Below are 23064 nucleotides of genomic sequence, written 5' to 3' on the forward strand. Positions count from 1 at the left end.
TCCTTCTCTTTCGCCTCAAGGACGAAATTTCGGCCAAAATACCGGTTTTGGCGTCGCTTACAACTGAATTATGGCAAATGCCGGTGATGCTTCAGTCCTTTTTCCAGTCCTTGAGCGCGGCAAAGGCAGAGGGCTTCCGGTCATTTTCCCCCGTATCCTCGATATGGGCCTCAAACTCCACGCCTTCCTTGCGCGGATAGGGATCGATGGCAAGTGCTGCGAATTCTGCGACGACCTCACCGGCATCGATCGTATCGCCGGCAAAGACTTCCGGCAGGTCCGGACCGTCGGGATCCAGCACCATTTCACCGGTATCATTAGCCGGATGGCGGGCGAGCTTGGAATTTTCAGGCACGAAGATCTGCTCGAAGCTCTCGTCGATCTCGGATTCCACAGGCTCGAGGGTGATGATGCAGGACTGGACGATCTTCGCCTGCACCCGCCCTTTGACGCGGATACCGTCGCGCTTCCACCTGTTGATCTGCAGATCGGCATGGAGATTGTCCACCGACACGACGTTCCAGCTTTCGGCCAGTGCCTTCAGCTCATCCTTGTCGGCGCTCATGCGGACCTCGACCGGATTGGCGGAGATGTGTCCGACCTTGACCGGATAGGAAAACGGAATCTCGCTCAGATCTTTCTTCATGATCTTCTCCTCAGGCGACCTCGGGAATCGTCGCCGAACCGGTGGCGAGCACCTCTTCGGGAATGGCCGACAAGTGGGCTTCCGCCGCCATCATCCATTGCGCGAGGCCGCTCATGTCGGCGGCTCCGGCGGTTTCGGGATAGATATTGCGCTGAAGTGCTGCGGAAAGAGCAGCGGCATCACCGGCATCCATAGCCTTCGAATAGGCTTCCAACCGGCCATAGAACATGCCCGCGAGCTTCTTCATGCGCTTCGGCACGCTGTTGTCGCCGATGCCGAGTTCGCGAATCGAATAGTCGATATCCTGAAAGAAGGCATCGACGATTTCCTGGGCGATCTCCTTGCCGCTGGTCCCGGAGGTGCGGGTGCGGCGGAAAAACAAGATCATGGCGATCGACAGCATCTCGAAGCGGCCCATGACGGTATCGGGCACGTCAAGGCGCTCATAGAGCTCCGGCATGCGAGCAGCGGCCGTAAGAGCCGCATATTGCCGCTCGACGATGGTCTGATTGCTGTTTCTCTTACCGAAGAGCCCGAAGATCATTTGTTTTTTCCGGAAATGCCACATTCTTGGCGCCGAGCGACACCGGGCCTTGTTGCATGATTTCGAAAGCTGGTTTACCGAAGCAGGCGCGAATTGCAATGCTGTTCGTGGCCGGTTTCGGGACAGGTGCGCTCCGGTGCACAACGAGGCGGATCGGGAGAATTTGACCCCGGAATGGCCACAATGGTTTTGCAGGAGGAAGCACGCAGTATTTGGAATGGCTGCTATCGATACTCAAGGGAGTAGATGTCGTTGAAGAAACGGTATTTCAAGTCAGACATGAAATTCTTCAGCAATGCGGCCATTGCCATCATAATCGCCTCCACCACCGCCCTTTCAGGCTGCCAGACGAGCACCGTGCTGAACGGCGGTTATATCGTTGACCAGCAGTCGCTGGCGCTGGTGCCTGAGGGTTCCAGCCGCGAACAGGTGCTGCTGTCGCTCGGCACACCGTCCACGACGGCAACCTTCGACGGCGAAGTCTTCTATTACATATCGCAGCGCCGCCAGCGCTCGATGGCCTACCAGAAGCTGCGCGTCACCGACCAGAGCATTCTCGCCATCTATTTCGACAAGGACGGCGTCGTGACCCGACGTGCCAACTATACCCTGCAGGACGGCAAGGTATTCGACACGATTTCGCGCGTTACGCCCACCGGCGGCCGCGAACTCACCTTCCTGCAGCAGATGCTGTCTGGCGGCAGCGCGGCGAATGCGGCCCGCAGCCTGTTCGGTGGCGGTGCCGGCGGCACGCCGCAGAACCCGTCCAGCTTGCGTTAAGGCAAGCTGTTTCTCATACGGAAAAACCCGCCGGAGCGATCCGGCGGGTTTTTCGTATTGTCGGCCAGCGCATCTTAATGCGCGAGAATCGCCAGCAGCAGCAACGCCACGATGTTAGTGATCTTGATCGCCGGGTTGACCGCGGGACCGGCCGTATCCTTGTAGGGGTCGCCGACGGTATCACCCGTCACCGATGCCTTGTGCGCATCCGAACCCTTCATGTGACGGACACCATCCTTGTCGACGAAGCCATCTTCGAAGCTCTTCTTGGCATTATCCCATGCACCGCCGCCCGAGGTCATCGAGATAGCAACGAAGAGGCCATTGATGATGACGCCGAGCAGCGATGCGCCAAGTGCCGCAAAGGCAGACGCCTTGGAACCGGAGATGACGAGCACGCCGAAATAGACAACGACAGGCGCCAACACCGGCAGCAGCGACGGAATGATCATTTCGCGGATCGCGGCCTTGGTCAGAAGATCCACGGCGCGACCGTAATCAGGCTTTTCCGTGCCCTGCATGATGCCCGGCTTTTCACGGAACTGCTTACGCACTTCCTCGACGATCGCGCCGGCCGCACGGCCGACAGCGGTCATGGCGATGCCGCCGAAAAGATAGGGAATCAGGCCGCCGAACAAGAGACCGGCGACGACATAGGGGTTCGACAGATCGAAGGAGATCGAGCCGATATCCTGGAAATACGGATACTGATCCGGATGCGCAGCAAAATATTGCAGGTCGTTCGCATAGGCCGCAAAGAGCACCAGGGCACCGAGGCCGGCCGAGCCGATCGCATAGCCCTTGGTGACGGCCTTCGTCGTGTTGCCGACGGCATCGAGCGCGTCGGTGGACTTGCGCACTTCCGGCGGCAGATGGGACATTTCCGCGATGCCGCCGGCATTGTCCGTAACCGGGCCGAAGGCATCGAGCGCCACGATCATGCCGGCGAGGCCGAGCATGGCGGTGACCGCGATGCCGGTGCCGAACAGGCCGCCGAGCTGATAGGTGGCAAGAATCCCGCCGACGATGACGATTGCCGGCAGCGCCGTCGATTCCAGGGATACCGCGAGGCCCTGGATGACGTTGGTACCGTGGCCGGTCACCGATGCCTGGGCGATCGAGACGACCGGGCGCTTGCCCGTGCCGGTATAATATTCGGTGATCACGACGATCAGCGCGGTGACGACGAGACCGACGAGACCGCACACGAAGAGCTTCGTGCCCGTCACCTCAAAGCCGGCGACCTGGCCGAGCGAACCCCAGCCGACCGTCAGCGAGGTCGCAGCACCGAGACCGATGATCGACAGAAGACCTGTCACAATGAGGCCCTTGTAGAGGGCGCCCATGATCGAGCCGTTTGCGCCGAGCTTGACGAAGAAGGTGCCGATGATCGAGGTGATGATGCAGGCACCGCAGATTGCCAGCGGATAGATCATCGCCGACTGCAGGATGGGCGCGCCGGCAAAGAAGATTGCCGCCAGAACCATCGTTGCGACGACGGACACCGCGTAGGTTTCAAAAAGGTCTGCTGCCATGCCGGCGCAATCGCCCACATTGTCGCCGACGTTGTCGGCAATGGTTGCCGGGTTGCGCGGATCGTCTTCCGGAATGCCGGCCTCTACCTTGCCGACGAGATCGCCGCCGACATCGGCACCCTTCGTAAAGATGCCGCCGCCGAGACGGGCGAAGATCGAGATCAGCGATGCGCCGAAGCCGAGCGCCACGAGGGAGTCGATGACCTCACGCGAGCCAGCCTCGTGTCCGAGCACGATGGTCAGCACGTAATAATAGATGGAGACGCCGAGCAGTGCGAGGCCGGCAACCAGCATGCCGGTGATCGCGCCCGACTTGAAGGCAATGTCCAGGCCGGCCTTGAGGCTGGCGGATGCTGCCTGGGCGGTGCGCACGTTGGCGCGGACGGAAACATGCATGCCGATGAAGCCGGCAGCACCCGAGAGGACGGCGCCAATCAGGAACCCGATCGCGGCCGTGGCGGAAAGGAGCAGCCATGCTGCAATGAAAACAACAATGCCTACGATGGCAATGGTTCTGTACTGACGCGTCAGATAGGCCTGGGCGCCCTCGCGGATATAGCCCGCGATCTCCTGCATGCGGCTGTTGCCCTGATCGGCTGCAAGCACCGACCGGGTTGCCCAGATGGCGTAGACCACCGAGAGCAGGCCACATGCGATTACCAATAAAAGAATGGTCATTCGCTCTTTCCTCCCATAAGCCGGAACTCACTCCTTCTCCGGCGACGAATGCTGCTGAATCGACTCCTCTCCACAGAAACGCTCAACAGGCGAGCGGAGATTGCGTGGTCGATAACGTCGCGTCAAGACTGCAAAACTTCAAAAGCCTTGCAGTACCGCAGAAAGAACGGGAGGGGTTATTTGGCGGCTAAGTGCCTACTTCTTCTGGTCGCCGCGCACCTGCTTTGCGATGCGGTCCAGAACGGCATTGACGAGCTTGGGCTCATCGTCGTCGAAGAAGGCACGAGCGATCTCGACATATTCGGTAACGATGACGGCGACAGGCACGTCCTTGCGGTCGACGAGTTCGAAAACGCCGGCGCGCAGGATGGCGCGTACGGTGCTGTCGAGACGCGACAGCGCCCAATCGTCCTGCAGGGCAGAAGCGATCAACGGATCGAGGCGAAGCTGGTCGCGCACGACGCCTGAGACGATCGAGCGGAACCAGCCGGCATCAGCCTTCAGATAGGTTTCGCCGTCAAGTTCCTGGCCGAGGCGATGTGCCTCGTATTCCGCCACGATTTCCAGAACGCCGGTGCCGCCGATATCCATCTGATAAAGCGCCTGCACAGCCGCGAGGCGCGCTGCACCCCGCTGATTGGCTGCCTTGACCGGTCGTTCGGTATTTTCGTCAGTCATTCTTTATGCACCCAGCTTCTTCTTCAGCCCGATCATGGTCAGAGCTGCACGGGCGGCAAAACCGCCCTTGTCCTTATCCGAACGGCGCGCGCGAGCCCATGCCTGTTCATCGTTCTCGACGGTCAGGATGCCGTTGCCGATGGCAAGGGACTCGCTGACGGCGAGATCCATGAGCGCGCGCGAGGACTCGTTCGACACGATGTCGAAATGATAGGTCTCGCCGCGGATGACCATGCCTAGCGCGACGAAACCGTCATACTGCGTGCCATCATTATCCGCGCCATCGAGCGCCATGGCAATCGCCGCCGGAATTTCCAGCGCACCAGGCACGGTGACAACATCGTAAGTGGCGCTCGCCTCTTCCAGGGCGAAGGTCGCGCCCTCCAGAAGAGCATCTGCCATGTCGTCATAGAAGCGCGCTTCGACGATCAAAATATGGGGAGCGGTCTCTTTCGGCATGGTTCACCTTCGGCTGGAGGGCATTTTCCACTCGGGCAGGCCGCGGTCAAAACATGCCTTCGAGCGAATGGCAAGCAAATTCGGGTGGCGCTCTGAAGGAAAGACAAAATATCTGCAATGGGATAGCGAGGCCTGTGATTGTCAGGGGCTAAGACACAAAAAGCATGGTTAGCCGAGCGGCGGAAAAATGGCAAAACCAAGGCAGATTTCGTGAACAATTTTTAATTTGTTTTCAGTGACTTACGCCATTGAAAGGCCGATGCTGCAGCGCCAAATCCCAGTCGTAGCGCAGACGATCCCCTGCATGGACAGCCGACCGTCACAGCAGACGAAAGGATAACAAGATGAATCGCGTTGCTAAAATTGCCATTGCCGCCGCTTTCTCCTCCCTTGCATTTGCCGGCGTCAGCCGCGCTGAAAGCCTCGACATGAATACTGCACAGGGTATCGAGCGGACGCTTCGTACCTTCCAGGGCGACTTCGACATCCAGCCGGTCTACAACTGGCACAATCTCGACGACGAAATGACCGGCCCGCGCTCCGTCATTCAGCGCCCGCAAAGCGCCGTCTATGCCATCCAGGCCTCCATTGACGCCAACAAGTCGCTGGCACACAAGCTCAACAATGACGGCATCAATATCCGCAATGTCGTGAATGCAGAACAGGCAGCCGACGGCAGCATTACGTTCTACGTTCGCTGAGGCTGCCGAATGGGAAGGCGGGTATAGGCGGTTGGTCTCCTCACCGCTCACCCGCCTTTTCCCGAAATCGCTGTTGCATTTTCCGCCGGATAGGGTTGTCTTCTCGCCAAAGCGGAGGACCCTATGGCGACGAACGCAAAACCGGTCATCAACACGGCCGATCTGTCCCTCGAACACTGGACGAGGGGAAGCCTCTTCGAAAGCCGCGATACGTCTTTCGGAAAAGATCTCGGGCTTGCCAATCTTGGCATCAGCTACAGCGAAGTACCATCAGGCAAATCCGGCTGCCCCTTCCACAATCATCATGTGGAAGACGAACTCTTCTACATCATCGAGGGCACGGGCGAATATCGCTTCGGCGACCAGCGCTATCCGATCAAGAAGGGCGATGTGCTGGGCGCGCCCTCGGGCGGGCCGGAAACGGCTCATCAGATCATCAATACCGGATCAACGCCGCTCATCTATCTGGGCCTATCGACCAAGGCGAAGACCGAGATCTGCGAATATCCCGATTCCGGCAAGTTTCTCGCCAAGACCAATCGCGACGGCAGCTCCTTCGACCATATCGGCCGGGGCGAAAATACCCTCGACTATTGGGACGGCGAGCCGGGCTTCTGACATCCGCTTCATCATCGCAACAGAGTTCAGAACTGTATTTTCATGATCGATATTCCGACACTGGAAACCGGACGGCTCATTCTGCGTGCGCATCGGCTCGACGATTTCGATGCGCATTTCGAGCTCTGGCGCGACGAGAACGTCGTGCGCTTCATTAGCGGCCTGCCTTCCACCCGCGAGCAGAGCTGGGCGCGGCTGCTGCGGATTGCCGGCATGTGGCACCACATGGGATTCGGCTTCTTCGCGATCGAGGAAAAGGAAAGCGGCCACTTCATCGGCGAAGCGGGCTTCCTGGAGGCCAAGCGCGACATGCAGCCTTCGATCGAAGGGACCATGGAGGTGGGCTGGGCGCTGATGCCGTCAGCCCACGGCAAAGGCTACGCCACCGAGGCGCTGACGGCGATCATCGGTTGGGGTGAAACGCAGTTTCCGGGGCGATCGATGACCTGCATCATCAGCCCGGACAATGGGCCATCGCTGAAGGTCGCCGAGAAGCTCGGCTTCAAGGAAACGGCACGGACGGACTATACCGGCCCGATCATTCAGTTTTTGCGGTAGGAAATTCGGCAAGGCGGGCGGCATAACGCGCCATCGTGTCGACTTCAAAGTTGACGAAATCACCCGCCTTGCGTTCGCCCCAGGTCGTGACTTCCAGCGTATGGCGGATCAAGAGCACGTCGAAATCCGTGCCATCGACAGCATTGACGGTCAGCGACGTGCCGTCGAGTGCGATGGAGCCCTTGGGTGCCACGAATTTTGCAAGATGGGTCGGCGCACGCAGGCGGAAGCGAGTCGCATCGCCCTCCTCAGTCACCGACAGGATCTCGGCCTTGCCATCGACATGGCCGGAGACGATGTGGCCGCCAAGCTCGTCGCCGATCTTCAGCGAGCGCTCGAGATTGATGTGGCTGCCAGCCTGCCAGGCGGAAACGGTGGTCAGGCGCAGCGCCTCTTCCCATGCCTCGACCTCGAACCAACGGCCATTGCTGCCCTCCTGCGGCAGGCCGGTCACGGTAAGGCAGATGCCGGAATGAGAGATGGAAGCGCCCATATCGATGGTCGCGGGGTCGTAATTCGTCGCGACACGAAGCTTGATGCCCTCCTTCAACGGCGAAACGGATTCGATCGTACCGACATCAGTAACAATTCCGGTGAACATCAATTCTCTCTTTCGTATTCGTCCAGGCGATCCGCGCCGAATATGTAAGTGCCCCTGTGGGCGAAACCGGATGGTATGTCGGTTGCCTGCAGCGGGGATTCAATACCGCCCTCGCCGATGACGACAGGCGCCTGATAAAGCTGGATGCGATCAACGAGACCGGTTTCGAGGAAAAGCTTTGCGGTCTTTGCGCCGCCTTCGACCAGGAGCGAGGAGATGCCACGTGTGGCAAGCGCCGGTAGCAGGACTTCCGGGTGATAGGGATTGCAGTAGAGAACTTCGACGCCGGCGGCTTCGAGAGCGGTGTGGCGGGAGTCGATCTCGGCGGGTTCGGTGGGTGTGTTACCCCCCTCTGTCCTGCCGGACATCTCCCCCACCAGGGGGGAGATTGGCTGGGGGCCGGCTCCCTGCCCTAAATTCGCTGAAGCGGGAACCTTGCTATCCGAAGATGGGGAACTCGGAGTAGGCCTCTTGCCGATCTCCCCCCTTGTGGGGGAGATGCCCGGCAGGGCAGAGGGGGGTAACCCTTCCTCCGCCCCTAGCGGTGAAACCTCTTCACTCGCCACAACGATGACAGGCACCTCCCGCGCCGTTTCAACGAGCTTGCTCGTCAACGGCAATGCCAGGGCGGGATCGAGCACGATCCGAACAGGCGACTGCGCTTCAAGGCCAGGTGTCCGCACCGTCAGCAGTGGATCATCCGATATCGCAGTGCCGATACCAACAAGGATGGCATCGGTTTCTGCCCGCAGCGCCTGAACCTGAGCACGTGCTTCGGGGCCAGTGATCGCCACCTGCCCTACTCCCTCGCGGCCGATCATACCATCGGCGGAAACGGCAAGTTTGAGAGTCACATAGGGACGGTTCTTCGTCTGGCGGGTGAGGTATCCAGCGAGCGATTGCCGTCCTTCTTCCTCCAGCACGCCTGTCGTGACCTCGATGCCGGCATCGCGCAGCATGGCAATGCCGCGACCGGACACTCTGACATCAGGATCGGTCACGCTGATGACGACGCGGCCGACGCCATAGGCAATCAGAGCCTCGGCACAGGGCGGCGTCTTGCCGTGATGGGAGCAGGGTTCGAGCGTGACATAGGCCGTCGCACTGCGGGCAAGTTCACCGGCTTCGGCAAGCGCCTGCGGCTCGGCATGCGGGCGACCGCCGAGTGCGGTCACGGCGCGGCCGACGATTGCGCCATCGCGAACGATGAGGCAGCCGACGGATGGATTGGTGGAGGTCTGGCCCGTGTGCCATCGCGCCAAGCGGATCGCAGCTGCCATGAAGCGTTCGTCCTCAGGCTGCACGATCCCCATCGTCAGACGTCCAGTGGATCGCGGGCGATCTTGGCGTTGAGCTCGGCGATCAGCTTTTCGAAATCCTCGGCATGCGAGAAATCACGGTAGACCGAGGCGTAGCGCACGAAGCCGACATCGTCGAGGCCCTTCAATGCTTCCAGAACCTGCAGGCCAATCTGCTCAGAGGAAATCTCCGTCTCGCCCGAGCTTTCCAGCCGGCGTACGATGCCGGATACAGCGCGCTCGATGCGATCACGATCGACAGGGCGCTTGCGCAATGCCACATCAAAGGACCGGACGAGCTTGTCACGATCGAAGGGAACCTTGCGGCCGGTCTTCTTGGTGACCATCAGCTCACGCAGTTGCACACGCTCGAAGGTCGTGAAGCGGCCGCCGCAGTCCGGACAGATGCGGCGCCGGCGGATGGAGGTATTATCCTCCGCCGGGCGGGAATCCTTGACCTGCGTGTCTTCCGAACCGCAATAGGGGCAGCGCATGCCTACTCCTTAGCCCATGTAGTCATACATGGGGAAGCGATCGGTGAGATTCACCACTTTGCCGCGGACGGCAGCTTCGACGGCAGCATTGCCCTCGTCGGAATTGGCGACCTTCAGGCCGTCGAGAACTTCGACGATAAGGTTACCGATTTCGCGGAATTCCGCTTCCTTGAAGCCGCGCGTCGTGCCGGCCGGGGCGCCAAGGCGAACACCCGAAGTGACGAAAGGCTTTTCGGGATCGAAGGGAATACCGTTCTTGTTGCAGGTGATGTAGGCGCGGCCGAGTGCGGCTTCTGCACGCTTGCCGGTGGCATTCTTCTTGCGCAGGTCGACCAGCATCAGGTGGTTGTCGGTGCCGCCGGAGACGACATCGAGGCCGCCGGCGACAAGCGTTTCGGCCAGCGCCTTGGCGTTCTTGACGACCTGGGCGGCGTATTCCTTGAATTCCGGCTGCAGGGCTTCCCCGAAGGCAACGGCCTTGGCGGCTATGATGTGCATCAGCGGACCACCCTGGAGACCGGGGAAGACGGCCGAGTTGAACTTCTTGGCCAGATCCTCGTCATTCGTCAGGATGACGCCACCGCGCGGGCCGCGGAGCGACTTGTGGGTCGTGGTGGTCGCAACATGGCAGTGCGGGAACGGCGAGGGATGCACGCCGCCGGCAACGAGACCGGCAATGTGGGCCATGTCAACCATCAGGTAGGCGCCAACCGAGTCGGCGATCTCGCGGAAACGCTTCCAGTCCCAGATGCGGGAATAGGCCGTACCGCCGGCGATGATCAGCTTCGGCTTGTGTTCCTGGGCCTTGCGCTCGACTTCATCCATGTCGAGCAGGTTATCGCCCTCGCGCACGCCGTAGGACACGACGTTGAACCACTTGCCGGACATGTTGACCGGCGAACCATGCGTCAGGTGACCGCCGGAATTCAGGTCGAGACCCATGAACGTGTCGCCCGGCTGCAGCAGCGCAAGGAACACGGCCTGGTTCATCTGCGAACCGGAGTTCGGCTGAACGTTGGCGAAGTTGACGCCGAAGAGCTTCTTGGCGCGCTCGATGGCCAGTTCCTCGGCGATATCGACGAACTGGCAGCCACCGTAGTAGCGCTTGCCCGGATAACCCTCGGCGTACTTGTTGGTCATGATGGAGCCCTGGGCTTCCAGAACGGCGCGGGAAACGATGTTCTCGGATGCGATCAGTTCGATCTCATGCCGTTGACGACCGAGTTCCTTTCCGATCGCGCCAAAGATTTCCGGATCGACGTCCGCAAGCGAGCGATTGAAGAAGGATTCGGTGGAAGCATTGGTCATGGGCTGGCTCCTTCACTGGAATGCGGCAAGGTATTAGCCTTCCGTCGATGCGAGGGCAATACGAAGAACGACATTTGCTGGGCTAAGCGCGCGGGCCGAACATTTTGCGTCTGATATCCCCGGCTGGAATGAAAAAAGCCGCGCACATGGCGCGGCTTTCCATGAATTCCATAAGCCGGACTTACTGTACCGGCTGCTCCATGCCCGAAGTGGTGTCGAGCGCCAGTTCGGCATTGCCGTCCATCTCGTAGATGTCGTCGCGGAACTGGACGACGCCATCGGGCATGCCCCAGGCCGAGATGTAAACGAAGTAAACAGGTACTTCGGTCGCGAGCTTGATCGGCGTGTTGGTGCCGCTGGCGATCACCTGTTCCATCTGCTGGCGGCTCCAGCCGGGGGTCTCGCGCAGCAGCCAGGTTGTGAGGTCGCGCACGTTCTGGACGCGCACACAGCCCGACGATTCGAAGCGCATGAGCTTGTTGAACAGGCCCTGCTGCGGCGTGTCGTGCATGTACTCGCCGTTCTTGTTGTAGAAGTTGATCTTCGTGGACGCCATGGCGTTGATCTTGCCGGGGTCCTGACGGAACATCAGGTTCGGCGCCTCGCCGTTCCAGTCGACCGTCTCTGGGGCAACTTCGTTGCCTTTGCCGTCGATCAGGCGGATGGCGTTCTTCTCGAGATAGGTCGGATCCTTGCGCATCAGCGGCATGATGTCCTTCTCGACGATCGAGCGGGGTGCCGTCCAGTACGGGTTGAGGATGACTTCGTAGACCTTCGAATTGACGATATGCGTCGGGCGGCTCAGCCGGCCGACAACCGCGGTATGGCGCGTCGCAACGCTGCCGTCTTCAACGGCTTCCACGTAGGCGGCCGGGATGTTGACCATCAGGTGACGGCGGCCCATGTCTTCCGGGAAGGTCTGGATGCGGATCAGGTTGGTGTTCAGCTGCTGCAGGCGCACGTCAGCCGGAATGTTCATCGCCTTCAGTGTGAATTCGCCGAGCACGCCATCGGCCGGCAGGCCGTGACGGGCCTGGAAGCGCTTGACGGCGCCATCGACGTAGGAATCGAAGGCGTTGGAAAGGCCGGCCTCACGCGGCAGGTCGCCGGTGATCGCCAGACGCTGGCGCAGGGCCTGGACGGTGGGGGAACTGACACCGAGCTGCAGGCGCTGGTCGCCCGGATTGACCTCAGGCCAGCCGCCAGCGGACGCGATCTGCTGATACTGCATGATCGCCTGCTGCGTGCTCGGCACCGACTGCGGGCTGAGGATCGGGGTATTGGAGAGAACGGCAGTCGCCGTGCGCGAGGCAGCCTTGGCGTCGAACTGGTCGTCCCAGTTGCCGCGTTTGGGGGCATTCAGGAGCCCATCGAGCGCCGATTGCGCGAATACGGGGCCAGCAAGCGCGCCGGCACCGACCGTTGCCGCCGACGCCAAGAAGGCGCGGCGCGAGAGAGCTTCAATTCCGTTCTTCTTAGACATTCGTCCCAACCACTCAATGCCGCGATGGAGGAAGCGCGGCCATTTGCGATATCCTGCGTTTTAACGCAGATCCCTATCCGTTCGTTCTTCCGGCGCACCTGGAAATTCCGCCAGTCCCATCACAAGATTGCGAGGAGCAAACTCAGACGTTCCCGATGGTCCATCAAAGCGCCGGCTGTCGAATATTCCGCTGTCACATCAATATGGCCAATTCGTGTTGCCGGGCCGGAAGACAGACTGCCGGTTGCCGGAGACCGCATGCAACGAACCATATGACGGGTAAACCGTGCCGGTTAATAACGACTAAAAAACGGCTTGAATACTGGGCTTTGCGCTTGTCTGGCGTACGTTGCAAAGATGCCACGCAGGGGCGAGCGGGACGTGTTCGGCATACTTGAGGTGCCGGGCCACACGAAAGGTCGACACGGCTTTCCGCCGCTTGCCCTCCTCCCCAAGTTGGCGGTTGACCGCCCCGGTTCGTTTATACGTACCAGGGCTTTTTCTTTGTGGGTTTCGCTGCAGCGATCTCCTCGCTTGACACGGCCGATGGTACAACTTCGTCACTGTTTCGAGGCGGCGCATGTTTACGAAAAAGACGGTTTTTGTTGTCGGCGCAGGCGGAAGTTTCGAGGTTGGCTTGCCAGTCGGTAGCACGCTCAAAACCCGAATTGCTGAAAAGCTTGATGTACGAGCGTCAGGGTCGTTCGAAGGAAACCCTGCCATCGTCCGAGCCGTAGCGTCTGCAGCGAAGGAAACGAGTTCATTCGGCGGCGCTGTAAATCGACTGGTCGGCGCAGCGCAAGCAATTCGGGGCGCTATGCCCTTGGCGATCTCAATCGACAACTATCTCAACACCCATTCGCATGATTCGGACGTCGTGATGATGGGAAAATTCGGGATTACGGCGTGCATCTTGGATGCAGAGGCTAACAGCACGCTGCGCGAATACGATGCAGCCTACAACATGGACTTCGCTAACATTCCGGACTCCTGGCACAATACATTTTGCAAAATGCTTACGGAAAACGTTCGCCTTGGAGATCTGGAAACCGTCTTCGAGAATGTCGCCATTATCACTTTCAACTATGACCGCTGTATCGAGCATTACCTGCTGACGTGGCTCATCAAGTATATGAGGATTCCGTACGGGGAGGCGGCCGAAATCTGCAAAAGGCTCCCGATTTTTCATCCCTATGGCCAAGTCGGCCTTCTCCCATGGCAGACCACGAGCGGGTCTGGAGTTAGGTTCGGGGAGCCACCGACTGAATACAATATTCGCCAGATCTCATCGCAAATCCGCACTTTTACCGAGCGCGTGGACGACGATGACATGCTGTCAGCCATGCGGGATTACTTGAGCGAAGCGGAAAGGGTCATATTCCTCGGGTTCTCATTCGGGAAGATGAATATGGACCTCATGAGAACCGGCCGAGACGGGCCGCGCAAGGATGTACTTGGGACAGTCCTTCAAATGTCGAACCCGAATAAGGCCGAAGCCGATCACCGCATAAGGACCACCTTGACTGGCGCCGATAGTGGATGGCTTGTAACCGGCATGGAGCTTTCGTCAGTGGCTGCCAATGAATTGTTGAACAACTACTGGTACCGACTATCAGATTAACCGCACCCGGCCTTAGGCCCCGCCCACCCCCGCCATCCGGGCGCAGGACGAGCAGAGACCAGGGTGCCCGCTAGTCTCCGTGAATGGCTGTGAAACCTAATTCAGCTTCTGGCCAGTAGGCGCCTGCTCTGGCTCGGGCTGACTAAGTACGGATTTGATAAACTCCGCCGTACGACCAGCGATCCTGAGACGTGCGCACACCTGTGCTTTACGTGAGAGTGCATGGCTCTCTCCGTCTACAATGACGTTCGCAAGCGAGATGTAAAGCACGCCGTCATTGACGCGCAACTCTGTCACTAGGTCAGCGTAGACGGGCTGGATGCTGTTAGGATCAACGACCTCAACTTCCAGATCATCACCAATTCTAATTTTCCCAGCGCTCATTCCGGTTCTCCATTAGACATCCGGAATATATACGATTCGCGCCAGACCTGATTTACGCACGCGAAGTTATCAACTGAAGATTGCTATGCGTCATACACGGCAAAGGCGCCCACGGAGGGAAAGCCGTGAAGCGCCTTGATCGCCGTTGGAGGTCGGCTTTCCGGCGGCACGGAACCCTGTGCCACCTTGTGCAATTCAATGCCGTTTCGTGCATTGCCGCGAGCGTTAGTGCGCCCTAATATGGAAGCAGTGGTACGGAGCTAAGTTATTACAACCGATACAGAATCTGATCGTTCCAGAAGCGATCGAGGCGCTGCAGCAGCTTGTTCATCTGCGTAAACTCGTCGGTGCCGATACCGCCGACCTTGTCGATCGAGGCGATGTGGCGTTCGTAGAGCCGGGCCACCGTTTCGGCGATGTCCTGGCCGGTTTCGGTCAGGCTGATACGGACCGAGCGGCGGTCGATGCGCGAGCGCTGGTGGTTGATGAAGCCGAGGTCGACCAGTTTCTTGACGTTGTAGGAAACGTTCGAGCCGAGATAGTAGCCGCGCGAACGCAGCTCGCCGGCGGTCAGTTCGGAGTTGCCGATGTTGAAGAGCAGAAGCGCCTGGATGGCGTTGACGTCGCTGCGGCCCTGACGGTCGAACTCGTCCTTGATGACGTCGAGAAGACGACGGTGAAGACGTTCAACAAGATGAAGGGATTCCATGTAAAGATCACGGATGCCCTGTTCGTGTGCATGGAAAGTCGATGCCGCCTGCGGCTTGATTTTCGTGTTCATTTGACTGCCTCACTGTTTTGTTTGGCGGTGTCGTTTTCTTCCCGCCTTGAGTGAGACCCTATCGAATACATATAAAATTCGACTTAAACCGCAGGCTTAACAGAGGCTTACGAAATCCCCTTGATGTATCAGGGTAAATCAACGCTTACCTGACGGCGCTGCCGGCGCCGCTCCAGCCACAGGGAAAGCCTGAAAATCCAGTAGATGACGGCCACGATCACATGCAGCAGGATGATCAGGTGGTTGGGTCCGAAGATCTGCGGAAGCAGGCCGTACATGAGGATCTGGCCGCCGGCTGCCAGCACCCAGATGACCGGTCCCCAGGAAACAGTGAGCCAGAGGCCGAGCGAGGCGACCGGGAAAAGAACGGCAAGGCTGGTGCTCGCGACCTTCCACGGCAGGCTCAGGAGATCGAAGCGGCCGGCGCCAACCAGCGAATAGCCGACGAGCATCGCCCAATATTGCAGGCCGAACCAGAAGCAGGAGACGGCAACGAGCCGCAGGAAGAAGATGAAGAGGATATCCGTCAGTGTCCGTTTCGGTATCGTCGGAGAATCGGTTTCCATGGCAGGACATCACACTCGAGTTGCGGCTTCAGTTATTCGGCTTTCATCCGCCGCGGCCAATCGTCCGGTTTGGATTTTCCGGGGCGCATGATAATGACCGCTTCGATAAATGGAATGGCCCAGGGACAGATATCATGCAGGACAAGACGCATCTCGTCGATGAAATCACCGGTCACCGCCGCATGCGGCGCAACCGCAAGGCGGACTGGACGCGCCGGCTGGTACAGGAAAACCGCCTGACGGTCGACGATTTGATCTGGCCGATCTTCATCGTCCCGGGAACCGGCATCGTCGATCCGATCGCCGCCATGCCCGGTGTCAACCGCATGAGCGTCGACAAGGCGGTCGAGGCGGCGAAGGAAGCCGCCGATCTTGGTATCCCCGCCATCGCCACCTTCCCCGATATAGAGATGGAATTGCGCGATGAGACAGGGTCGAACAGTCTTGTTGCCAATAACCTCATCAATCAGACAACGGCAGCCATCAAAAAGGCAGTGCCCAATATCGGCATTATTACCGATGTGGCGCTCGACCCCTTCACCAGCCATGGGCATGACGGCATCCTGCGCGACGGCGAGATCGTCAATGACGAGACGGTCGACCAGATCGTCAAGGCGGCGATCCTGCAGGCCGATGCCGGCGCCGACATCATTGCTCCCTCGGAAATGATGGACGGTCGCATCGGCGCGATCCGTCGTGGGCTCGATGCCGCCGGGCATCAGAATGTCGGCATCATGTCCTACGCAACGAAGTTTTCTTCCGGCTTCTACGGGCCTTATCGCGAGGCGATCAATACCAAGGGCCTGCTGAAGGGCGACAAGAACAGCTATTACATCAATCCGGCGAACGGCACGGAAGCGATCCGCGATGCCGCCCTCGATGTCGAGGAAGGCGCAGACATGCTGATGATCAAGCCGGGGCTTGCCTATATCGACATCTGCTGGCGCGTGAAGGAGGCTTTCGGCCTGCCGACTTTCGCCTATCAGGTTTCCGGCGAATATTCGCAGATCAAGGCCGCGGCGATGAACGGCTGGATCGACGGCGAGCGGATCATGATGGAGACGCTGCTGGCGTTCAAGCGTGCCGGCTGCGACGGCATCCTCACCTATTTTGCGCCGGAAGTGGCGAGAATCCTCGCAAAAAGGTGATTTTCGGGCGAATTATTGTATTTCCCCCTGACGATACCATATCAGCGGCATCGTCTTTCGAAGGGAGATATGGATGAGCTACAACCCCAATCCGCTTTATGCCGCACCGGAAGACTGGCGCGCCTATAGTGGTGTGCTCAGCCGTCGTGTCTTCGCATTCATCCTCGACTATGTCATCGTGGCCCTGCTCTGCATTCCGGCGGCGATCGTGGTGTTTTTCCTGGGGATCGTGACGCTCGGGCTCGGCTTCATTCTTTATCCGGCGCTGTTCGTCATCGTCGCCGGCCTCTATTTCGGCATGACCGTCGGCGGCCCTTCGCAGGCTTCGCTGGGCATGCGCGCGATGGGCATCGCGATCGTGCGTGTCGACGGACGGCCAATGGACTTCATCCTGGCGATCGCGCATCTGGCGCTGTTCTGGATCCTGAACTCGGTGTTGACGCCGCTGATTCTGCTGGTCGGCCTGTTCACGGAACGCTCGCGCCTGCTGCACGATTTCCTCGTCGGCACGGCTACGATCCGCATCGGCTGATTCCCTCCCGGCGAGGACGAAATAAAGTCTCCGCCCGCCCTTTGCCGGCCACAAAAGGGCGCCATATCCAAGAAATCGAATATTCGATTGCGCGGCACTGAATGCCGCGCTGTTGACGTTTTTTATTCTTGCGTCATGCTGTCTGGAATGACAGGCGCCCCGAAAGGAAATCTCCGCAAGAGATGAATACGCAGACCACGCCATCCCCTCAGTTTTATCTGACGGCTCCGGCTACCTGTCCGTATCTGCCGCATGAGATGGAGCGCAAGGTTTTCACCCATCTCGTCGGGCCACGGGCAGCGGAGATGAACGATATCCTGACCCAGGGTGGCTTCCGCCGTTCGCAGAACATCGCCTACCGTCCCGCCTGCGAGGCCTGCCGCGCCTGCGTTTCCGTGCGCATCCTGGCGCAGGAGTTCGAACCCACCAAATCGATGAAGCGGGTGCTGGCGAGCAATTCCGATATCATCGCCACGGAATTTCCGGCCCAGCCGTCAAGCGAGCAATATTCCCTCTTCCGTCGTTACCTCGACTATCGTCACCAGCAGGGCGGCATGTCCGATATGACCGTGCTCGATTATGCGATCATGGTGGAAGATACGCATGTGAACACCAAAATCATCGAATACCGCCGGCGCGAGGAAGGCTCCGGGCTGGAAACGCGGCCGAAGGGCGAACTGCTCGCCGCCGCACTGACCGATACGATGAGCGACGGTCTCTCCATGGTCTATTCCTACTTCAATCCGGATCTCGACCGGCGCTCGCTCGGCACTTTCATGATCCTCGATCATGTGCGCCGCACGAGAGCGCTCGGCCTGCCGCATGTCTATCTCGGCTACTGGGTTCAAGGATCGCGGAAGATGGATTACAAGACGCGCTTCCAGCCGCAGGAACATCTGACGCCGCGCGGCTGGGAACGTTTCGATCCCTCTTCTCTCGAGGACGATCCGCAGGACTGATGCCCCTTCCCCACCTTTCCGATCATCGGAAGGGCCTGCTGCTGACAGCGATCGGCGGACTGGCACTTTCCATGGATATTCCGCTGGTTCGCCTTGCCGATGGCGATATCTGGTCGATCCTCAGTGTGCGAAGCGTGGCGACGGTTGTTGCCACGTTGGTCATCCTGATTGCGATGCGCCTTTTCTCCGGCAGGTGGCCGCTGCTCGTTCCTGGTCGTCCCGGCCTGCTGGCCGGGCTGCTCTACGGCCTCTCTTCCGTGACCTTCGTACTGGCAGTCTTCAACACGGCCACCGCCAATGTTGTCTTCATCGTCGCCTTCAACCCGATGTTTGGGGCGCTGCTATCCTGGCTGTTTCTCAAAGAGAAGCCGCAGCCGGTAACTTTGATCGCCATGCTGTTCATGGTCTTCGGCGTCGGGCTGATCGTGCGCGAAGGGCTTTCGAGCGGCCACGTCTTCGGCGATGCCATGGCGCTTTTGAGCGCACTGGTGCTTGCCGCCGCCATCACTGTCGGACGAGCCTCGCGCCGGGAGATGGGTTTCGTTCCGCTGCTTGCCGCAATCCTGCCGGCGGTACTCGGTCTGGCGCAGATCCTGCCTTCCGGACTTTCAATCGCTCACCCCGGCTGGATCGTCTTCAACGGCGCCATCATAATGCCGGTCGCCTTCTGGTGTCTTGCGACGGGACCGCGATACCTGTCAGCGCCTGAAGTCGGGATGTTCTACCTGCTGGAAACGGTGCTCGCGCCGATCTGGGTCTGGCTTATCTTCGCCGAAACGCCAGCCACCATGACGCTCGTCGGCGGTGCGATACTGGTTGCGGCGATCGCCGCCCATTCCGTCTGGATGGCGAACGGCAAGGGCGCTCAGCCCGCTTGATCGGCGAGTGATTATGACCTATTTTCTGTTATAACCTTGTTATCACAGGAGGCGTTTATGAACGTCACTATCCGCAAAATCGGCAATTCGGAAGGCGTGATTATTCCGAAGGAAGTGTTGGACCGTTTTGGCCTCAAAGCTGGGGACTCCCTTGAGCTTCATACCGAGGACGGGCGTTTTTATATGCAGCCTGTTGAGGAAGATATCTCCGAAGAACTGGATGCAGCCCGTTTCTTCATGGATAAGTATAAGGTCGCGCTCAAGAAGCTTGCGGAATAATGGCGTTCAAATTTCTAAGCCGGCGGCTGGTCGAGCAGCTGCATGCGATGCAAATCGACCGGTTTGGCGGGCTCGCCGGCCTTCGGGACGAAGGTTCGCTGGAATCGGCATTGGGGCGTCCAGTCAACAAGGCAAATTATGGCTGCGACGACATCGTTGAACTTGCCGCCGCATATCTCTTCGGCCTTGCACGCAATCGCGCCTTTCTTGACGGCAACAAGCGGATAGCCATCGTTAGCTGCGGTGTCTTCCTGCTTCGGCATGGCTATTCGATAGAAACGACAGACGCCCGCCTCTATACCTTCGTTATGGGTGTCGCGGCAGGAGAAATCGACGAGGATGGCGCCACGCGCTTCCTGCGCGATCACGCCATCCCGCTCACGCCATAGCGCCGGCGGAGTGGCCTGCTTCGGGATTCGATCGTTTCGAACCAGCGGAAAGCTCCAGTTCCCGATCCAGCGCTTCGACGATATGCGTCCAGCCCTGGCGGGTCTTTTCCTCATATTCCGCCCATTCCGCGCACATCTCGTGCGTGAGGGTCAGGCGGCTGCCGCTGCCGAGTGGTTCGATATCGATTTCCACGCGATCGCAATTGTGGTCGTGCTCCTCGACTGAGAAGCAGAAGACAATGCGTCTAGGGCGTTTCAATTCCAGGAAGACGCCATGATGAAAGGCATCGCCGGTCGGGCGGCGGTCGACGATGATGAAGCGGCCGCCGACTCGCGGATCGATATCGGCGCGGATGACATGGCCGTCATCGGTCGCGAATAAAAAGCGGCGGGCGATTTCGGGATTGAGCCAGGCATCGTAAATCGTAGCAGGCGGCGCGCTGTAGCTGTGGGCGACATGCAGTTTGATGGTATTGGCGGGCATCGGCATTCCTCCGTTGGCGGGCCTCCGTTGCCGGGGCCTCCATTGTTCGCGCGCGCTACAAAGCGCACGGCTTATGGCCATCCCGCCCGCCCGCGGAACGACACTGCCCTTCTTGTTGGCCCTTCTTTTTGGTGACAGGACTGAGATAGAGGAATTGCTCCGCCCGCCAAGAGCGGAGCCTCAAAATTCCGGGATCAGCCGGCGAATTTACCGCTGCGCGGGAAGCCCTTCGGCACAGTGCGGCCGGCGGTGGCGCGGTCGGCCAGCCACTCGGCAAGCTCGTCCTTGTTCTTGGTGAAGGTGCGGCCGGCACTGTCTTCCCAACTCAGGCCGTCGGCAATGGCAAAGCAGCGAACGTCGGAAATGCCGCCATCCTTGTAGCGCTGCAGGCGCACGCCCTTGCCGCGCGTCATTTCCGGCACCTGGCTGAGCGGGAAGACCAGCATCTTGCGGTTCTCACCGACGACGGCGATGTGATCGCCGGTCACGGGCACGAGAAGCTTGGTCTCATCAGGCATGGAGACGTTCATGATCTGCTTGCCCTTGCGGGTATTGGCGACCATTTCCACTTCCGGAACCACGAAGCCGTTGCCCACAGTCGAGACGATCAGCATCTTGCGCGCCGCATCATGAACGAAGGCAGTCAGCACGTCCTGATCGTTTTCCATATCGATCATGATGCGCAGCGGCTCGCCATGGCCGCGGCCGCCGGGCAGCTTGTCGCCACCGAGCGTGAAGGCCTTGCCGCCGGTCGTGACGATCAGGATCTTGTCGGTCGTCTGCGCCGGGAAGGCCACCTTCAGGCCATCGCCTTCCTTGAAGGCCAGCGTCGAAGTATCGGAAATGTGGCCCTTCAGAGCGCGGATCCAGCCCTTTTCGGAGACCACGACGGTGATCGGTTCCTTCTCGATCATCGCGTGCTGGATGGCTTCTTCATCGGCCTCGGGCGCTTCGGCGAATTGTGTACGGCGGCGGCCGATCTCGGTCGCCTTGGCGAATTTCTTCTTCACCTCGCCGATTTCCCAGGAGACCGTCTGCCACTGCTTCTCGTCGGAAGCGAGCAGCGCCTCGATATCAGCCTTTTCCTTGGTGAGCTCGTCGTGCTCCTTGCGGATCTCGAATTCTTCGAGCTTGCGCAACGCGCGCAGCCGCATATTGAGGATCGCTTCGACCTGAACGTCGGTCAGGTCCCAGCGTTTCATCATGACAGGCTTCGGCTCATCCTCTTCGCGGATGATACGGATCACCTCATCGATATTGAGATAGGCAACGAGCAGGCCGCCGAGGATTTCGAGGCGCCTGTCGATAGCAGCAAGGCGGAAGCGCGATCGGCGCTGCAGGACCTCACGGCGATGCTGCAGCCACTCCTTCAGCACTTCGTTCAGCGCCATGACGCGCGGGATGACGCCCATCGACAGCACGTTCATGTTCAGCGGGAAGCGGCTTTCGAGCTCCGTCAGCTTGAACATGGATTCCATGAGGATGGTCGGATCGACGGTGCGGCTCTTCGGCACCAGTACGATACGGATATCCTCCGCCGACTCGTCCCTGATATCTTCCAGCAGCGGCAGCTTGCGGGCGATCAGGAGCTCGGCGATCTTTTCGATCAGGCGCGACTTCTGCACCTGGAACGGAATTTCGGTGACGATGATCTGGTAGCCGCCGCGGCCGAGATCTTCCGTCTCCCATTTCGCACGCACACGAAAACCGCCGCGGCCGGTGCGGTAGCTCTCGATGATGCTTTCTTTGTTATCGATGATGATGCCACCGGTCGGGAAATCCGGGCCGGGGATGAATTCGACGAGCTTTTCGACCGTGGCATCGGGATGCTTGATCAGGTGCAGTGCTGCGTCGCAGATCTCGTGCACATTGTGCGAAGGAATGGACGTCGCCATGCCGACGGCGATACCCGATGAGCCGTTCGCGAGAAGGTTCGGGAAGGCACCGGGAAGAACGATCGGTTCGGAATTGGATTCGTCGTAGGTGTCGCGGAAATCGACGGCATCCTGGTCGATGCCTTCGAGCAGCAGCTCGGAGACCGCGGTCATCTTCGATTCGGTGTATCGCATGGCGGCGGGACTGTCGCCGTCGATATTGCCGAAATTGCCCTGGCCGTTCACCAGCGTATAGCGCTGCGAGAAATCCTGCGCCAGACGCGCCAGCGCGTCATAGATCGACTGGTCGCCATGCGGGTGATAGTTACCCATCACTTCGCCGACGATCTTCGCGCATTTCCTGAAGGCCGCATTCGGCCGCAGGCCCATGTCGTTCATCGCATAGACGATGCGGCGATGGACCGGTTTCAGGCCGTCACGCACATCAGGCAGGGCGCGGTGCATGATGGTCGACAGCGCATACCGAAGATAGCGCTCTTCGAGCGCCGCCTTCAGGTCGACCGGTTGAATATTGTCGCCGTCTCCGCCGGAAGGCGGTAAAATCTCTTGTCCCATGGAACCCTGACTAACTCAGAAACCCCTGTGGGGCAAGGAATCCGGGCGTTCCGGCTGTGGATGACGTCTTCATGCTGACACGAAAGCTGTAAAAGGTGACAGCCGAATTTGGACTCTGTTTGCCGATCCTCTCAATAAAAATTTAGGGGTCTGCAAATATAAAGCCGGTCCGTTCCGCAGTAGCTTCTTTGTAATAGTCAACGGCACTTGCC

General features: G+C 59.5%; 25 protein-coding genes and 1 pseudogene. 11 read left to right on the forward strand and 15 right to left on the reverse strand.

What is annotated here, in order from left to right; all coding sequences use genetic code 11:
• Positions 1 to 91 precede the first annotated feature (91 nt).
• Together H4W29_RS02570 and H4W29_RS02575 are read right to left on the reverse strand one after the other, a co-directional pair.
• Positions 92 to 646 carry a YceD family protein gene (locus H4W29_RS02570; RefSeq protein ID WP_192727526.1) on the reverse strand — a complete coding sequence of 185 codons (555 nt, stop codon included), beginning with the start codon at positions 644 to 646 and terminating at the stop codon, positions 92 to 94.
• 10 nt (positions 647 to 656) lie between these two features.
• Positions 657 to 1248 (reverse strand): annotated as a pseudogene (locus H4W29_RS02575) (ubiquinol-cytochrome C chaperone family protein).
• A gap of 188 nt (positions 1249 to 1436) precedes the next feature.
• Between H4W29_RS02575 and H4W29_RS02580 the strand changes: the two are divergent.
• Positions 1437 to 1970: an outer membrane protein assembly factor BamE gene (locus tag H4W29_RS02580; RefSeq protein WP_183744058.1), complete on the forward strand. Its 534-nt coding sequence runs from the start codon at positions 1437 to 1439 to the stop codon at positions 1968 to 1970.
• A gap of 74 nt (positions 1971 to 2044) precedes the next feature.
• Here the strand turns inward: H4W29_RS02580 and H4W29_RS02585 are convergent, their stop codons facing one another.
• The 3 genes from H4W29_RS02585 to ribH form a co-directional block, all read right to left on the reverse strand.
• Positions 2045 to 4183, reverse strand: a complete 2139-nt coding sequence (locus H4W29_RS02585; RefSeq protein ID WP_192727528.1) for a sodium-translocating pyrophosphatase — start codon at positions 4181 to 4183, stop codon at positions 2045 to 2047.
• A 195-nt stretch (positions 4184 to 4378) separates the two neighbouring features.
• Positions 4379 to 4861 (reverse strand): transcription antitermination factor NusB, encoded by a 483-nt coding sequence (nusB, locus tag H4W29_RS02590; RefSeq protein ID WP_007819976.1) that lies wholly within the window; start codon positions 4859 to 4861, stop codon positions 4379 to 4381.
• A 3-nt stretch (positions 4862 to 4864) separates the two neighbouring features.
• Positions 4865 to 5320, reverse strand: coding sequence for a 6,7-dimethyl-8-ribityllumazine synthase (gene ribH, locus H4W29_RS02595; RefSeq protein WP_192727529.1), 456 nt, complete (start codon positions 5318 to 5320; stop codon positions 4865 to 4867).
• A 344-nt stretch (positions 5321 to 5664) separates the two neighbouring features.
• Between ribH and H4W29_RS02600 the strand changes: the two genes are divergently transcribed.
• From H4W29_RS02600 to H4W29_RS02610, 3 genes are all read left to right on the forward strand, one after another.
• The gene (locus H4W29_RS02600; RefSeq protein WP_192727530.1) at positions 5665 to 6021 is read left to right on the forward strand and encodes a hypothetical protein; all 357 of its coding nucleotides are present in this window, start codon (positions 5665 to 5667) and stop codon (positions 6019 to 6021) included.
• Positions 6022 to 6144: 123 nt separating this feature from the next.
• Positions 6145 to 6639, forward strand: a complete 495-nt coding sequence (locus H4W29_RS02605; RefSeq protein ID WP_192727531.1) for a cupin domain-containing protein — start codon at positions 6145 to 6147, stop codon at positions 6637 to 6639.
• Between the two features lie 42 nt (positions 6640 to 6681).
• Complete coding sequence (locus H4W29_RS02610; protein WP_192727532.1) at positions 6682 to 7197, forward strand: GNAT family N-acetyltransferase; 516 nt, start codon at positions 6682 to 6684, stop codon at positions 7195 to 7197.
• Here H4W29_RS02610 and H4W29_RS02615 read toward each other — a convergent pair.
• The 5 genes from H4W29_RS02615 to H4W29_RS02635 all read right to left on the reverse strand — a co-directional run bounded on the left by H4W29_RS02615 (position 7178) and on the right by H4W29_RS02635 (position 12381).
• Positions 7178 to 7798: a riboflavin synthase gene (locus tag H4W29_RS02615; RefSeq protein ID WP_192727533.1), complete on the reverse strand. Its 621-nt coding sequence runs from the start codon at positions 7796 to 7798 to the stop codon at positions 7178 to 7180. The two genes, H4W29_RS02610 and H4W29_RS02615, sit on opposite strands and share 20 nt — an antisense overlap.
• On the reverse strand, positions 7798 to 9111 hold the full coding sequence (gene ribD, locus H4W29_RS02620) for a bifunctional diaminohydroxyphosphoribosylaminopyrimidine deaminase/5-amino-6-(5-phosphoribosylamino)uracil reductase RibD (protein WP_192727534.1): 1314 nt from the start codon (positions 9109 to 9111) through the stop codon (positions 7798 to 7800). The genes H4W29_RS02615 and ribD overlap by 1 nt, the downstream gene beginning before the upstream one ends.
• A gap of 2 nt (positions 9112 to 9113) precedes the next feature.
• Positions 9114 to 9590, reverse strand: coding sequence for a transcriptional regulator NrdR (nrdR, locus tag H4W29_RS02625; protein ID WP_192727535.1), 477 nt, complete (start codon positions 9588 to 9590; stop codon positions 9114 to 9116).
• 9 nt (positions 9591 to 9599) lie between these two features.
• Positions 9600 to 10898: a serine hydroxymethyltransferase gene (glyA, locus tag H4W29_RS02630; RefSeq protein ID WP_192727536.1), complete on the reverse strand. Its 1299-nt coding sequence runs from the start codon at positions 10896 to 10898 to the stop codon at positions 9600 to 9602.
• Positions 10899 to 11079: 181 nt separating this feature from the next.
• Positions 11080 to 12381, reverse strand: a complete 1302-nt coding sequence (locus H4W29_RS02635) for a L,D-transpeptidase family protein (RefSeq protein ID WP_192727537.1) — start codon at positions 12379 to 12381, stop codon at positions 11080 to 11082.
• Positions 12382 to 12961: 580 nt separating this feature from the next.
• Here H4W29_RS02635 and H4W29_RS02640 point away from each other — a divergent pair.
• Complete coding sequence (locus H4W29_RS02640; RefSeq protein ID WP_192727538.1) at positions 12962 to 14002, forward strand: hypothetical protein; 1041 nt, start codon at positions 12962 to 12964, stop codon at positions 14000 to 14002.
• 96 nt (positions 14003 to 14098) lie between these two features.
• Here H4W29_RS02640 and H4W29_RS02645 read toward each other — a convergent pair whose 3' ends face one another.
• From H4W29_RS02645 to H4W29_RS02655, 3 genes are all read right to left on the reverse strand, one after another.
• Positions 14099 to 14386 carry a hypothetical protein gene (locus H4W29_RS02645; protein WP_192727539.1) on the reverse strand — a complete coding sequence of 96 codons (288 nt, stop codon included), beginning with the start codon at positions 14384 to 14386 and terminating at the stop codon, positions 14099 to 14101.
• A 268-nt stretch (positions 14387 to 14654) separates the two neighbouring features.
• Complete coding sequence (gene ldtR / locus H4W29_RS02650; protein WP_112544669.1) at positions 14655 to 15167, reverse strand: transcriptional regulator LdtR; 513 nt, start codon at positions 15165 to 15167, stop codon at positions 14655 to 14657.
• Positions 15168 to 15295: 128 nt separating this feature from the next.
• A complete protein-coding gene (locus H4W29_RS02655) occupies positions 15296 to 15733 on the reverse strand; it encodes a DUF6163 family protein (protein ID WP_183744097.1) in 438 nt (145 codons plus the stop codon).
• 134 nt (positions 15734 to 15867) lie between these two features.
• Between H4W29_RS02655 and hemB the strand changes: the two genes are divergently transcribed.
• The 6 genes from hemB (at position 15868) to H4W29_RS02685 (ending at position 19918) form a co-directional block, all read left to right on the forward strand.
• On the forward strand, positions 15868 to 16881 hold the full coding sequence (hemB, locus tag H4W29_RS02660) for a porphobilinogen synthase (protein WP_192727540.1): 1014 nt from the start codon (positions 15868 to 15870) through the stop codon (positions 16879 to 16881).
• A 73-nt stretch (positions 16882 to 16954) separates the two neighbouring features.
• Positions 16955 to 17413 (forward strand): RDD family protein, encoded by a 459-nt coding sequence (locus H4W29_RS02665; protein WP_192727541.1) that lies wholly within the window; start codon positions 16955 to 16957, stop codon positions 17411 to 17413.
• Between the two features lie 182 nt (positions 17414 to 17595).
• Positions 17596 to 18372, forward strand: a complete 777-nt coding sequence (locus tag H4W29_RS02670; RefSeq protein WP_192727542.1) for an arginyltransferase — start codon at positions 17596 to 17598, stop codon at positions 18370 to 18372.
• Complete coding sequence (locus H4W29_RS02675; protein WP_192727543.1) at positions 18372 to 19250, forward strand: DMT family transporter; 879 nt, start codon at positions 18372 to 18374, stop codon at positions 19248 to 19250. The genes H4W29_RS02670 and H4W29_RS02675 overlap by 1 nt, the downstream gene beginning before the upstream one ends.
• A 57-nt stretch (positions 19251 to 19307) precedes the next feature.
• Positions 19308 to 19529 (forward strand): AbrB/MazE/SpoVT family DNA-binding domain-containing protein, encoded by a 222-nt coding sequence (locus tag H4W29_RS02680; protein ID WP_192727544.1) that lies wholly within the window; start codon positions 19308 to 19310, stop codon positions 19527 to 19529.
• On the forward strand, positions 19529 to 19918 hold the full coding sequence (locus H4W29_RS02685) for a type II toxin-antitoxin system death-on-curing family toxin (RefSeq protein WP_192727545.1): 390 nt from the start codon (positions 19529 to 19531) through the stop codon (positions 19916 to 19918). The genes H4W29_RS02680 and H4W29_RS02685 overlap by 1 nt, the downstream gene beginning before the upstream one ends.
• Here H4W29_RS02685 and H4W29_RS02690 read toward each other — a convergent pair.
• A complete protein-coding gene (locus H4W29_RS02690) occupies positions 19908 to 20402 on the reverse strand; it encodes an SRPBCC family protein (protein ID WP_192727546.1) in 495 nt (164 codons plus the stop codon). The two genes, H4W29_RS02685 and H4W29_RS02690, sit on opposite strands and share 11 nt — an antisense overlap.
• A 194-nt stretch (positions 20403 to 20596) precedes the next feature.
• A complete protein-coding gene (parC, locus tag H4W29_RS02695; RefSeq protein ID WP_192727547.1) occupies positions 20597 to 22852 on the reverse strand; it encodes a DNA topoisomerase IV subunit A in 2256 nt (751 codons plus the stop codon).
• Positions 22853 to 23064 lie beyond the last annotated feature (212 nt).

It is taken from the genome of Rhizobium viscosum (assembly GCF_014873945.1).
In the GTDB taxonomy this organism is placed as follows: domain Bacteria; phylum Pseudomonadota; class Alphaproteobacteria; order Rhizobiales; family Rhizobiaceae; genus Rhizobium; species Rhizobium viscosum.

Excerpts from the sequence above, each read along its gene's own strand:
- H4W29_RS02570 (WP_192727526.1), bottom strand. The coding sequence starts at position 646 with ATGAAGAAAGATCTGAGCGAGATTCCGTTTTCCTATCCGGTCAAGGTC.
- H4W29_RS02580 (WP_183744058.1), top strand. The coding sequence starts at position 1,437 with ATGTCGTTGAAGAAACGGTATTTCAAGTCAGACATGAAATTCTTCAGC.
- H4W29_RS02585 (WP_192727528.1), bottom strand. The coding sequence starts at position 4,183 with ATGACCATTCTTTTATTGGTAATCGCATGTGGCCTGCTCTCGGTGGTC.
- nusB (WP_007819976.1), bottom strand. The coding sequence starts at position 4,861 with ATGACTGACGAAAATACCGAACGACCGGTCAAGGCAGCCAATCAGCGG.
- ribH (WP_192727529.1), bottom strand. The coding sequence starts at position 5,320 with ATGCCGAAAGAGACCGCTCCCCATATTTTGATCGTCGAAGCGCGCTTC.
- H4W29_RS02600 (WP_192727530.1), top strand. The coding sequence starts at position 5,665 with ATGAATCGCGTTGCTAAAATTGCCATTGCCGCCGCTTTCTCCTCCCTT.
- H4W29_RS02605 (WP_192727531.1), top strand. The coding sequence starts at position 6,145 with ATGGCGACGAACGCAAAACCGGTCATCAACACGGCCGATCTGTCCCTC.
- H4W29_RS02610 (WP_192727532.1), top strand. The coding sequence starts at position 6,682 with ATGATCGATATTCCGACACTGGAAACCGGACGGCTCATTCTGCGTGCG.
- H4W29_RS02615 (WP_192727533.1), bottom strand. The coding sequence starts at position 7,798 with ATGTTCACCGGAATTGTTACTGATGTCGGTACGATCGAATCCGTTTCG.
- ribD (WP_192727534.1), bottom strand. The coding sequence starts at position 9,111 with ATGGGGATCGTGCAGCCTGAGGACGAACGCTTCATGGCAGCTGCGATC.
- nrdR (WP_192727535.1), bottom strand. The coding sequence starts at position 9,590 with ATGCGCTGCCCCTATTGCGGTTCGGAAGACACGCAGGTCAAGGATTCC.
- glyA (WP_192727536.1), bottom strand. The coding sequence starts at position 10,898 with ATGACCAATGCTTCCACCGAATCCTTCTTCAATCGCTCGCTTGCGGAC.
- H4W29_RS02635 (WP_192727537.1), bottom strand. The coding sequence starts at position 12,381 with ATGTCTAAGAAGAACGGAATTGAAGCTCTCTCGCGCCGCGCCTTCTTG.
- H4W29_RS02640 (WP_192727538.1), top strand. The coding sequence starts at position 12,962 with ATGTTTACGAAAAAGACGGTTTTTGTTGTCGGCGCAGGCGGAAGTTTC.
- H4W29_RS02645 (WP_192727539.1), bottom strand. The coding sequence starts at position 14,386 with ATGAGCGCTGGGAAAATTAGAATTGGTGATGATCTGGAAGTTGAGGTC.
- ldtR (WP_112544669.1), bottom strand. The coding sequence starts at position 15,167 with ATGAACACGAAAATCAAGCCGCAGGCGGCATCGACTTTCCATGCACAC.
- H4W29_RS02655 (WP_183744097.1), bottom strand. The coding sequence starts at position 15,733 with ATGGAAACCGATTCTCCGACGATACCGAAACGGACACTGACGGATATC.
- hemB (WP_192727540.1), top strand. The coding sequence starts at position 15,868 with ATGCAGGACAAGACGCATCTCGTCGATGAAATCACCGGTCACCGCCGC.
- H4W29_RS02665 (WP_192727541.1), top strand. The coding sequence starts at position 16,955 with ATGAGCTACAACCCCAATCCGCTTTATGCCGCACCGGAAGACTGGCGC.
- H4W29_RS02670 (WP_192727542.1), top strand. The coding sequence starts at position 17,596 with ATGAATACGCAGACCACGCCATCCCCTCAGTTTTATCTGACGGCTCCG.
- H4W29_RS02675 (WP_192727543.1), top strand. The coding sequence starts at position 18,372 with ATGCCCCTTCCCCACCTTTCCGATCATCGGAAGGGCCTGCTGCTGACA.
- H4W29_RS02680 (WP_192727544.1), top strand. The coding sequence starts at position 19,308 with ATGAACGTCACTATCCGCAAAATCGGCAATTCGGAAGGCGTGATTATT.
- H4W29_RS02685 (WP_192727545.1), top strand. The coding sequence starts at position 19,529 with ATGGCGTTCAAATTTCTAAGCCGGCGGCTGGTCGAGCAGCTGCATGCG.
- H4W29_RS02690 (WP_192727546.1), bottom strand. The coding sequence starts at position 20,402 with ATGCCCGCCAATACCATCAAACTGCATGTCGCCCACAGCTACAGCGCG.
- parC (WP_192727547.1), bottom strand. The coding sequence starts at position 22,852 with ATGGGACAAGAGATTTTACCGCCTTCCGGCGGAGACGGCGACAATATT.